The sequence below is a fragment of the Zhongshania marina genome (assembly GCF_002915595.1).
Classification (GTDB): Bacteria; Pseudomonadota; Gammaproteobacteria; order Pseudomonadales; family Spongiibacteraceae; genus Spongiibacter; species Spongiibacter marinus_B.
The window spans coordinates 1-11894 of sequence record NZ_PQGG01000036.1 but is presented as its reverse complement, the minus strand read 5'-3'; the positions used below and the strand labels follow the sequence as shown (position 1 = coordinate 11894).

Here is an 11894-nt window from a genome sequence, read left to right as displayed (position 1 = left end):
GAGGTAATGTTTTGCCTTATTATGGTGCGCTCTGTGTTTTTTGTTGGTGCAATATTGCAGGTCAGTAATATAGGCAAGCGAAGAGGGATTTACTTAAAAGCCCATGCGATAGGTGTTCTGCGGGCTTGGCATGAAACCTGTATTAGTGCTAATGTCCGCACTCTTGGTGACATTGGACGACTACAATTTGAAAATGGAAAGCTAGGGTTCCGATCTCAGAGGTAATTTGAGATGACTGGTCCGAGAGCTTTCGACCTTCGGCGCATTTAGCAAATAGGCTAAATCACAAGGTTACACGGCGGGACAAAAGCCCGGGAGACGATCGGCGATATTCGCCAGGAGTGCTCTATGAACCCGTGTAAAACCGCTGGAGGTTTACCCATGAAGCGATTCGCCGCTTTACTTCTCACCCTGACGTTCTCGTCATTCTCTACTGCTGCTACTGACAGTTTCAAAATCTGCTGGTCTATCTACGTGGGTTGGATGCCCTGGGGCTACGGCGCCGAGCAAAAAATTGTCGATAAGTGGGCTAAAAAATATGACCTCGACATTGAGGTTGTACAAATCAACGACTACATCGAATCCATCAACCAATACACCACTGGCGAGTTTGCCGCCTGCGCCATGACCAATATGGATGCGCTGACTATTCCCGCTGCCGGCGGTGTTGATAGTACGGCGTTGATTGTTGGCGATTTCTCTAACGGCAATGACGGTGTCGTGCTGAAGGGTTACGACAAGCTCCAAAATATAAAAGGCCAGAAAGTTAATTTGGTTGAGCTGAGTGTGTCTCACTATTTGCTTGCACGTGGTTTAGAAAGTGTGGGCATGAGCGAGTCTGATGTGACCGTGGTAAATACCTCTGACGCCGACATGGTCGCGGTATTCCCAACTGCAGGGGTAACCTCAGTTGCAACATGGAACCCATTGCTCAGCGAAATATTGACCATGCCTGGTGCAAATAAGGTGTTCGACTCTTCACAAATCCCCGGTGAGATTATTGACCTTCTTGTTATCAATACCGATGTGCTGAAAGCCAACCCTAATTTGGGTAAAGCGCTTACTGGCGCATGGTATGAAATTATGGCGACTATGAGTGATGCTGGGCCGGCCGGTATTGCGGCGCGTACTGCAATGGGCAGCGCCTCGGGCACCGACCTCGCGGGTTATGAGGCGCAATTGGCAAGTACCAAAATGTTTTACAGTGCTGAGAGCGCGGTGGAATTTACCAAGAGCGCGGCGTTGAAAACGACGATGAAAAATGTGGCTGAATTCTCTTTCGAGCACGGCTTACTCGGTGAAGGTGCGCCTGATGCCGGTTTTATCGGCATAGAAACACCCGCCGGCGTATTTGGTAACAGCAGCAATATTAAATTCCGTTTTGACCCTAGTTATATGCAAATGGCCGCAGACGGAAAATTGTAAGGGAGTGGCGCTACGCTAGGTAAATAAAAGCTTAGCGTCGTGCCAAATATTAAGACTATCAGCTAAACACGCCGTAAAAGTAGTAACAAATAGTAGTAACACAAGGTCTCTATGAAACGACTTATCAATTTTACACCCGCGCGCATATGGCGAATTGGTCTGGCGCTATTGCCATTCGCAGTTATTATTCTGATTTATATTTCTGCATCCGACGCAAGGCTTGCGGAAAATCCACAGGATAAATTACTGCCGAGCTTTACGCAGATGGGTGATGCCATTCAGCGTCTGGCTTTTGAACCGAGCAAGCGCAGCGGAGACTATTTGTTCTGGCAAGACACCCTAAGCAGCCTGCGACGTTTGGGGCTGGGAATGGTCATTGCGGCTTCATTGGGAATGCTATTCGGGCTCATGACTGGCGCACTACCGGTTTTAAATGCGAGTTTTGCACCTCTGCTTACGGTGGTGTCACTAGTGCCGCCGATGGCCTTGCTGCCGGTATTGTTTATTGTGTTCGGACTGGGTGAAGTATCCAAAGTGGCATTGATTGCGATTGGTGTTACTCCCTTTATCGCCAGAGATATTCAAAAACGCACTTTAGAAATTCCCCGCGAGCAATTAGTGAAGGCCCAAACCTTAGGGGCGAATAGCGGCCAAATTATTTTGCGTGTGCTTATTCCCCAATTGCTGCCGCGACTGATAGACGCAGTGCGGCTGTCCTTAGGTTCCGCGTGGCTGTTTTTAATAGCTGCAGAGGCGATTGCTTCAACGGATGGTTTGGGCTACCGCGTATTTTTGGTCCGTCGCTATCTTTCTATGGATGTAATTCTTCCCTATGTGGCATGGATTACCTTGCTGGCCTTTATTATCGATTACTTGCTTGCTCAGCTGAGTCGCTTTGCCTTCCCTTGGCATGCGCAGCAGGAGGGTAAGTCATGATTGAAATAAACAATGTTTGGAAGCGCTTTGGCGATAATGTCATTTTAGAAAATATTTCTGCCACCGTAAAAGAGGGTGAATTTATCACCTTGGTGGGGGCTTCTGGCTGCGGTAAAAGTACATTTCTAAAAATGCTCTTAGGTACCGACTCGGCGTCGCAGGGCAGCATATTGCTAGACGGCAAACCAATTCCCTCGGAGCCGGATGCGGAACGCGGTGTCGTGTTTCAGCAGTATTCGGTGTTTCCCCATTTAAATGTTTTAGAAAACGTGGTGATTGCCCGCGAATTTGAAAAAACAAAACTCGGATTTTTGTGGGGCGCGGCGAAAAAGGCAGCCCGCGAAGAGGCGGCGGCACTTTTAGATGTTGTTGGTCTTGCCCATATGAAAAACCGCTATCCCGATGAGCTTTCAGGCGGCATGCGTCAGCGTCTGGCTATTGCTCAGGCATTAATCTTAAAGCCTAGAATTTTATTATTAGATGAACCATTCGGTGCATTAGATCCAGGTATTCGGGCCGATATGCACGAGTTGGTTTTGGATTTGTGGCGTAAACATAAGCTCACCGTTTTTATGGTTACCCACGATCTAAAAGAAGGCTTCCACTTGGGCACCCGCTTGTGGGTTTTTGATAAGCGACGGGTGGACGCGCAAGCGCCAAATGCCTACGGCGCAAGCATTACCTATGACTTGCCGGTGGGGGTGTGCGAGCAGGAAATATTAGATGAAATTGATGAAAGTCTAGCGACTAAAAATCAAGCAGAGCAGGTTTAAGAATGGAAAATTATCAAACTGAAATTCCAGCAGGTGGGCATTGGTCCATTGAGCTCCGGCGTGGTACGCAAATTACGCTGCGTGATGTAGACGGTAACGGTAACGCTGGTATGTTGTTCTATAACCCGCGCAATCTTTTAGAGCGCTATAACGCGCCGGACACCCTCAAGTGCCAGCACACGTTTAAGCTAACAAAGGGCCACTGCCTATATTCCGATATGGGGCGTATTTTTGCCTCGGTCACTGCTGATGATGTGGGTTGGCACGACACGGTGTGCGGCAATATTCATGCTAGCCAAGTTGCAGATCGCTGGGGTGCACGGGATTATCAAAATGACCGCAATGATTGGCATCAAAATGGTTACGATGCCTTTTTAACGGAATTGGCAAAGTACGGCCTAGGTGCTGCAGACATGGCGGCCAATCTTAATTGGTTTAGCAAAGTAGTGACTGACGCTGACGGTAATATGACTTTGGCCAATAACAATAGTAGGGCGGGGAATAGTCTTAGCTTGCGTTTAGAAATGGATGCCTTGGTGTTAATTCATGCCTGCCCTCATCCCCTGCGAATGGCCGAAGACTACCCGCGCCATCGCATTGGTGTTGAGCTTAGTGTGGCGGCGCCGATGAGCGAAGACGATGTGTGTCTAAATCACTGCGATGAGAATCGTCGCGGTTTCAAAAATAATGCCTTGTACCACTTAGGCTGCTGAGGGAGGGCTGCTTTATGATTAAAGAAAGTAATTTGTCATTAGAGACGGCGGTGTTTCGCGAAGTGGTGTGGGCGGGTGACTATTACCTAGGTAAAGTCAGCGCAGGGCAAATATGTCGAATTCTTGATTTAGAAGGTAATCAAGCCGCCGATACTTTGTTCTACTGTGTTGATGATCCGAGCGAGCGCTACAGCGCTACCGATACCATTCGTGAACAGCACAATGTGTACTTAACTGCCGGCTCAGTGCTGCGCAGCAATAAGAATCGCGCCATGTTAGAAATTGTCGCCGACACCTGTGGCCGCCACGATACCTTAGGCGGTGCCTGCGCGACCGAGAGCAATACAGTTCGCTATGACTTAGAAAAACGTTGTATGCATGCCTGTCGTGATAGCTGGATGTTAGCAATAGCCGAAAAGCCCGAATACGGCCTAAGTAAGCGGGATATCACCCACAATATAAATTTTTTCATGAACGTACCCGTTACCGAAGAAGGCGGCCTAAGTTTTGCTGACGGTATTTCGGCGCCGGGAAAATACGTGGAATTAAAGGCCTTGGTAGATGTTTACGTTTTAATCTCTAACTGTCCGCAGTTAAACAATCCCTGCAATGCCTATAACCCAACGCCAATTGAATACCTCGTTTGGAATGCTTAAGCACCACGTCAGATGCCCGACATCCGACGTCTGACTTGTTATAAACCATCTTCAGTGGACGGCCACTGTCGTATGACATAGCGGGACGGCCCGCTACCGGATGACTATGTTCCAGAAAGTATTAATTGCTAACCGTGGCGCCATCGCTACGCGGATTATTCGCACCCTAAAACAATTTAATATTATTGCAGTCTCGGTCTACGCCGAAGCGGACGCGCGCAGCTTGCATGTGCGCAACGCTGATGAAGCCTATAGCTTGGGTGATGGCGGAGCTGCAGATACGTATTTAAATATTGAAAAAATATTAGATATCGCCCAGCGCTGTGGCGCAGAGGCTATCCATCCCGGTTACGGCTTTCTCAGCGAGAATGCTGATTTTGTTCGGCAGTGCGAAGCAGACGGTATTGCCTTTATTGGGCCTACCGCGAAGCACATGCTGGATTTTGGTTTAAAACATAAAGCCCGCGAAATTGCTGAATCTGTTGGGGTGCCGCTGCCGCCGGGCACCGGTCTGTTAAGTGATTTAGACAGCGCGGTAAGTCATGCCAATGTGATTGGTTACCCTGTGATGTTAAAGAGCACCGCTGGCGGTGGTGGTATTGGTATGCAGGTCTGTCACAGCGAAGAAGACCTACGCAGCGGCTTCGACAAAGTTAAAAAATTGGGCGGCAATAATTTTTCAAATGACGGTGTGTTTTTAGAAAAATTTATCGCCCGCGCTCGGCATATTGAAGTTCAGGTCTTTGGCGATGGCTACGGTCAAGTCGTTGCAATCGGCGAACGGGATTGTTCAGCTCAACGCCGAAATCAAAAGGTGGTGGAGGAGTGCCCGGCACCGAATCTACCTGATTCAGTACGGCACTTGTTGTACACCCAATCTGAGGATTTACTAGCGGCGGTGAATTACCGCAATGCCGGCACTGTTGAATTTATTTACGACCAAGACAGCCGCGAATTTTATTTTTTAGAAGTGAATACCCGTCTGCAAGTAGAGCACGGTGTAACTGAGGCAGTGTGGGGAGTCGATCTAGTTGCATGGATGTTAATGCTTGCCAGCGGCGATTTACCCGAGCTGTCGGAGCTGCGTAAAAAGCTAGTGCCAAAGGGACATGCGGTGCAGGTGAGGGTGTATGCCGAAGATCCCTATCGGCAGTTTCAACCCTGCGCAGGTTTACTCAGCAAGGTGTCATTTCCGCAGGCCGAGGGCTTGCGTATAGATCATTGGTTGGACAGCGGCATTGAGGTGTCGCCGTATTTTGACCCCATGTTGGCGAAGGTGATTTTTCATGCCCCAGAGCGGGCGGCGGCGCTCAAGGGTGTCGCTACAGCACTGGATGAAACGGAGCTTTACGGCATAGTAAGTAATCGCGATTATTTGCGCGCACTGCTCAGTGATTCTTTATTAAAAGAAGGCTTGATCACTACCCGCTACCTAAATGATTTTACTTGGGAGCCGCGCCGCATAGATGTGTTGCAGGCGGGTACGCAAACCACGATACAAGATTATCCCGGACGCAGCGGCTATTGGGATGTTGGCGTGCCGCCCTCTGGCCCCTTTGATAATTACTCCTTCCGCTTGGCGAATCGTCTGTTGGGTAATGACGATGACGCGGCGGGTTTGGAAATAACGCTACAAGGCCCTAGCCTGCAGTTTAGCGAAGCGACTGATGTGGTGATCGGCGGTGCAGAGCTGCCAGCAACACTGGTGGGAGGCACGGCTGGGCAAGACGGTATAACGCTAGCGCCTTGGCAGGTCATTCATATTGAGGCGGGACAGACTTTGCATCTTGGTCGCATCTCTGCGGGTGCTAGAGCGTATTTGGCGGTGGCGGGTGGCGTTCAATGCCCAGAATATTTAGGGTCGCGTTCGACCTTCACACTGGGGCAATTTGGTGGTCACAGTGGTCGTGCTTTGCGGGTTGGCGATGTATTGGCATTAAAAGACGCTGTTGCGATGCCGCAACATTTGCCCGCTGAACTAAAGCCAGAAATTAATCATGAATGGTGTTTGCGGGTGATCTACGGCCCACATGGCGCGCCGGACTTTTTTACCGACGCGGATATAGACGCATTTTTCTCAGCCAGCTGGGAAGTGCATTACAACTCCAGCCGCACCGGTGTGCGTTTAATCGGCCCCAAACCGACCTGGGCGCGAAGCAGTGGTGGCGAAGCCGGAATGCATCCATCCAACATTCACGACAATGCCTACGCTTTTGGGACGGTGGATTTCACCGGTGATATGCCGGTGATTCTTGGCCCTGATGGCCCATCTTTGGGCGGCTTTGTGTGTCCCGCCACCGTGATTAGCGCAGACCTGTGGAAGCTGGGGCAATTGCGCGCCGGCGATAAGCTGCGCTTTGTGGCGGTGACCATTGACGACGCAGTTCGTGCCGAACAGGCGCAGCTAGCGAGTATTCAACATCTGACAGTGGATGCACCGGCGATGACAGCGCTAAGTGAATTGCCATCACCTATTGTTCAGCGCTTGAGTGCAGATGAAGTTGGTGATGAGGTGGTTTACCGCGTTGCCGGCGATCATTTCTTATTGGTTGAATATGGCCCACAGGAATTGGATATTCGCCTGCGCTTTCGGGCCCACGCCTTAATGCAGCACTTGCAGCAAAACGCGGTGGCGGGTGTGCGGGAAATGACACCGGGCATTCGCTCATTGCAATTGCATTATGATTCTCAAACTATTTCCTTGGCGGATTTACTCGCGGTATTAGCCGAGGCGGAGACGTATCTGTCTACCCAGTTAGAACAACTCAATGTACCGTCGCGCACGGTGTATTTACCGCTGAGTTGGGACGACGAAGCCTGTCGCCAAGCCATTGCAAAATACCAGCAGTCGGTGCGTCAAAACGCGCCCTGGTGTCCAAGTAATTTGGAATTCATTCGTCGTATAAACGGTTTGGAAAGTATTGAGGCCGTAAAAGACATCGTGTTTGATGCCGCCTATTTGGTAATGGGGTTGGGGGATGTGTATTTGGGCGCGCCGGTGGCTACGCCGGTAGATCCGCGTCATCGCCTAGTCACCACAAAATACAATCCGGCGCGAACCTGGACGGCGGAAAACTCGGTGGGTATTGGCGGTTCCTATCTCTGTGTGTATGGCATGGAGGGGCCGGGCGGCTATCAATTTATTGGTAGAACCCTGCAAATGTGGAACCGCTACCGCCGCACTAAGGAGTTTACCGAGCCGTATTTGCTGCGCTTCTTTGATCAGATTCGTTTCTACGAAGTTAGTCAGGACGAATTACTGCAAATCCGCAATGATTTTCCCTTGGGTAAATACTCTCTGCGCATTGAAGAGGGTGAATTTTCGCTGGCGGATTATCAACAAATGCTGGCTGATAATGCTTCAGAAATTGCCAGTCACACTGAAAAGCGCGAGCAGGCCTTTGCGGAAGAGTTGGCGCGTTGGCATGCCGATGGCCAATTCCATTATGAAGCCCCTGAGATTGATGACGCCGCTGATGAGGTGAGCTTGCAAGAGGGTGAAATTCCCGTGGATAGCTCGGTGGCTGGCAGTGTTTGGCAATTGCTCGTGAAGGAGGGTGATGTGGTAGAGATTGGCCAGCCGCTACTACTGTTGGAATCAATGAAGATGGAAATTGCTGTGTTTGCACCGCAGGCCGGACGAGTTAAAAAACAATTATTGCGCGAGGGTGCGCGAGTAAGTGCTGGCCAGTCGGTACTGATTTTGGAGGAACTAGTATGAATCTTTCATTGACTGAATTACGTGGGGCTTACGCGAAGAATAAGGTGACGCCGCGCGAAGTGATGGCGATGGTTGCTGAGCGTTGTGAACAGCATCGAGACCATAATATTTGGATTCATCAGCTCACGGCGGCGGAGTTAGAGCCTTATTTACAGCGTTTGGAAACTAGCTCAGCGGATGCCTTGCCCCTATACGGTATTCCCTTTGCGATAAAAGATAATATCGATTTGGCTGGCGTACCTACAACGGCGGCCTGCGACGCTTTTGCTTATACGCCAGAGCGTTCAGCCTTTGTTGTGCAGCGCTTAATTGATGCGGGCGCGATTCCAGTTGGCAAAACCAATCTCGATCAATTTGCGACCGGCTTGGTGGGTACGCGCTCACCGTGGGGAGCCTGTAAAAACAGTTTTGACCCCAGCATGATTAGCGGTGGTTCCAGTGCGGGTTCGGCGGTGTCGGTGGCATTGGGCATGGCGAGCTTTTCACTGGGCACAGATACCGCAGGTTCTGGCCGCGTACCGGCCTGCTTTAATAATTTAGTCGGTGTGAAACCCAGCATCGGACTACTGTCTGCCAGCGGCATGCTACCGGCTTGCCGATCATTGGATTGCATTACGATCTTTGCCCTGCAGTGTGATGACGCTAACGCGATCTTGGCCATTGCCGAGGGTGAAGACGCAAGCGATGCCTATAGTCGCAGCAATCCCTTTGCTAATAGCGCGCGGCACTATGGTCAGTGGCAGGGGCCGTTGCGCATCGGCGTATTACCCGCAGAACAGCTATCGTTTTTTGGCCATGAGGCTTATGCCCAGTGTTATCAGCGCTCATTGGCGGCTATCGCCGCCAGTGGTGTCGAGCTTGTGGAGGTCGACTTTGCGCCCTTTATTGAGGCAGCACGTTTATTGTACGAAGGCCCGTGGGTGGCAGAGCGATACATCGCAACTTCGCCACTTATTCAAAAACGTCCAGAGGCATTGCTAGATGTCACCCGCACCATCATTTCGGCGGGTGAAAGAGGTTCTGCGGTAGAGGCGTTTAGGGCGCAGTATCGTCTAAAAGCTTTGCGCAAAGCAGCAACAACGGTATTAGAAAGTGTTGATTGCTTGCTCACACCTACTGCGGGTAGGCCGTATGCCATCGACGAGGTGAATCAGGACCCAATTACCTTGAATAGTAATTTGGGCTACTACACCAACTATATGAACTTATTTGATTTGGCTGGGGTGGCGGTGCCGACGGGATTCACTGACAGCGGATTCCCCTTTGGCCTCACTCTGGTTGGTGAAGCCTTCACTGATCGACGTTTGCTGTCGGTTGCGAACTACCTACAGCAATTATTTAAATTGCCACTAGGTAAAGATCAGTCTGACTATCAAGCATTGAGTACCGCGCCGATTAAAAATCAGCAGCGTATTGCTGTTGCGGTGTGCGGTGCGCATTTACAGGGCCAGCCTTTAAATTGGCAATTAACTGAACGCGGCGCTTATTTAGTTTCAAAAACACTATCGACGCCGAATTACCAACTTTACGCCTTGGCTGGTGGCCCGCCGTTTAGGCCGGGTATGGTCATTGCATCGCAAGGCCAAGGCTGCGCGATAGAGGTCGAGGTGTGGTCAGTGCCTGCTAGCGAGTTTGGCAGTTTTGTTGCCGGCATTCCTGCGCCCTTGGGTATCGGCAAAGTCAGCTTGCAGGATGGCAGTGTGGTGAGCGGCTTTATATGTGAGGCATCCGGCTTGGCCGGTGCTGAAGACATTAGCCATTTTGGCGGGTGGCGCAAATATCTGGCAGCAAAGTAAACCTTGCTGCCGGCGAGTATTTAAACATGGTCTGATTGCCGGCAGAGATCCCGTCTAAGTAGGGCTGGCTAGTTTTGAATGGTACGTTTGATCATAGAACAGTAGGCTGGGTCTCGCGATAGCGAGACCCAGGAGTCAATGTAGGCGCCGCATCAATATTGAGTATCTCAAGCTATGAGCTGTTGCTGAAGAATGATAAAAACAATGTCGTTGCTATAGCCTACTGACTGAGTGCATCAAGGGGGCTACTCGTGCCTGCATAATGACGACCAAGTACGTGGGTATAAATTTGCGTTGTGCTGACGTCGTTGTGGCCCAGTAACTCTTGAACCGTTCTAATGTCAGTGCCTGCCGCCAGCATGTGGGTCGCAAAAGAATGCCGAAAGGTGTGACAGTTTACCCGCTTACGCGTAACGTCTGCTTGCTGTACGGCAGGCTTCAAAAAACGCCGAACAACAGTCTCATGGAGGTGATGTCGACAAAGCGTGCCTGTCATCGGGTGGTTACAGAGACTAGATGATGGAAATATAAACGCCCATGCGTCGCTTTTGTAGGCATTGGGATACTTTCGGGATAAGGCAGGAGGCACTGAGCAACCTATGCCATGCAAGTTGTCTTCACGCTGGCGAGATATACCCTGTTCAATGGCTTCTTTAAGATTGTTTAACGCTGACTCTCCTATCAGAGTTTGTCGATCTTTACGCCCTTTGCCATCGTGGATCGTTAAGGCTCGGCGCTGTAAGTCGACATCTTTAACGCGTATTCGTAAACACTCACTGACTCTCAACCCGCTGCCATAGAGCAGCATAATGATAAGTTGGTTTCGGCCAGTTAGCTGATCGATTATACGAGCGACTTCGGAAGCCGATAGCACGGTTGGAAGGGTGCGTTGTTTTGTCGCAAGAGAAAAGTCTAGCTCACCCAAAGGCATGTTAAGGGCTTTGTGATACATAAAGACTAGAGAGTTGAGTGCAACCTTTTGGGTATTTACTGCCACATGACGGTCATTGGCCAACATAGACAAGAATGATTTTACTTCGTCTTGGCCGGCATCTTTTGGATGCCGCTTATTAATGAAATATATGTACTGCCTAATCCAGTGAAGATAAGTTTTCTCGGTTCTAATACTGTAGCCACGTAGACGCATTTCACGGCGTAGAGATTCTAAAAATGGGCTAGACATATCAAAACACTCCTTGTCTCGAATGCTGTTCAAATATACAGTATATTTTTGCGTCGTCAAGTATTATGCTCGGTTTGCAAAAATAGAAGCGCACGCTTTGTCGGCAACGACTTGAATGTGTTCTAGAAAAATCAATCACATAGGAAGTGAGAACAATAAATATGGGGACACTACAAACCGCACATGCGTGCGTGCACGCTTTCCCAATCCCCTATCACGGGGCGTTTTCATTTTCTTTTTATAAATTAGCGACTTGCGTCGTGTTGTGTAAAAACACATTCTCGGCAAACCGAGCGCGCTTGTTATACAAATGTTCGATGTTATATCAAGCCCAAATTTTCTTGTCACACGAATAAGGCTGTATAAATAAACAGTATATAGGCGGAGGGACTTATGGCAAGAAAAACTAATAAGGAAGTTGACGAGATGGCCTCTCAGTCTTACCGTAAAAGCAACCGCGGGGCGCGAAGAACAAGTCGTGATTTGTTGCTTCAGACCCCGCGGTTGCTTTTACGTAAAGCCCTCTCTCATCGCGGTAATAATTTCTTTTTGTGCTCGCTACAATTCAGGCGCTTTGCTTTACTGGAGCAAACAACATTACGGTGTGTTTCCTGCTGTAATAGCGCCACATCGAACAAGGCCTTGATCGAGATATTCGAAAAGCACGAATACTCGATAAGTTGTCGTTATG

9 protein-coding genes and 1 riboswitch are annotated in these 11894 nt (G+C 49.7%); of the genes, 8 read left to right on the top strand and 1 reads right to left on the bottom strand.

Annotated features, from left to right (window positions below; genetic code table 11):
• Positions 1-190: 190 nt before the first annotated feature.
• Positions 191-320: riboswitch (guanidine-I (ykkC/yxkD leader) on the top strand.
• A gap of 61 nt (positions 321-381) precedes the next feature.
• The 7 genes from C0068_RS15805 to atzF all read left to right on the top strand — a co-directional run bounded on the left by C0068_RS15805 (position 382) and on the right by atzF (position 10020).
• Entirely contained in the window at positions 382-1425 is a 1044-nt protein-coding gene (locus tag C0068_RS15805; protein ID WP_103685457.1) for a putative urea ABC transporter substrate-binding protein, read from the top strand.
• 111 nt (positions 1426-1536) lie between these two features.
• Entirely contained in the window at positions 1537-2361 is an 825-nt protein-coding gene (locus tag C0068_RS15800) for an ABC transporter permease (protein ID WP_103685456.1), read from the top strand.
• Positions 2358-3134 (top strand): ABC transporter ATP-binding protein, encoded by a 777-nt coding sequence (locus C0068_RS15795; protein ID WP_103685455.1) that lies wholly within the window; start codon positions 2358-2360, stop codon positions 3132-3134. The genes C0068_RS15800 and C0068_RS15795 overlap by 4 nt, the downstream gene beginning before the upstream one ends.
• A gap of 2 nt (positions 3135-3136) precedes the next feature.
• Positions 3137-3847 (top strand): urea amidolyase associated protein UAAP1, encoded by a 711-nt coding sequence (locus C0068_RS15790; protein WP_103685454.1) that lies wholly within the window; start codon positions 3137-3139, stop codon positions 3845-3847.
• Between the two features lie 14 nt (positions 3848-3861).
• The gene (locus C0068_RS15785) at positions 3862-4503 is read left to right on the top strand and encodes an urea amidolyase associated protein UAAP2 (RefSeq protein ID WP_103685453.1); all 642 of its coding nucleotides are present in this window, start codon (positions 3862-3864) and stop codon (positions 4501-4503) included.
• 106 nt (positions 4504-4609) lie between these two features.
• Entirely contained in the window at positions 4610-8224 is a 3615-nt protein-coding gene (gene uca / locus C0068_RS15780) for an urea carboxylase (RefSeq protein WP_103685452.1), read from the top strand.
• Entirely contained in the window at positions 8221-10020 is a 1800-nt protein-coding gene (gene atzF / locus C0068_RS15775) for an allophanate hydrolase (RefSeq protein ID WP_103685451.1), read from the top strand. The genes uca and atzF overlap by 4 nt, the downstream gene beginning before the upstream one ends.
• A 220-nt stretch (positions 10021-10240) precedes the next feature.
• Here the strand turns inward: atzF and C0068_RS15770 are convergent, their stop codons facing one another.
• A complete protein-coding gene (locus tag C0068_RS15770; protein ID WP_103685450.1) occupies positions 10241-11203 on the bottom strand; it encodes an integron integrase in 963 nt (320 codons plus the stop codon).
• 393 nt (positions 11204-11596) lie between these two features.
• On the opposite strand from C0068_RS15770, the gene C0068_RS19690 reads away from it, so the two are divergent.
• Positions 11597-11894 (top strand): hypothetical protein (locus C0068_RS19690; RefSeq protein ID WP_233208819.1); only part of this gene is annotated, 298 nt, incomplete at its 3' end.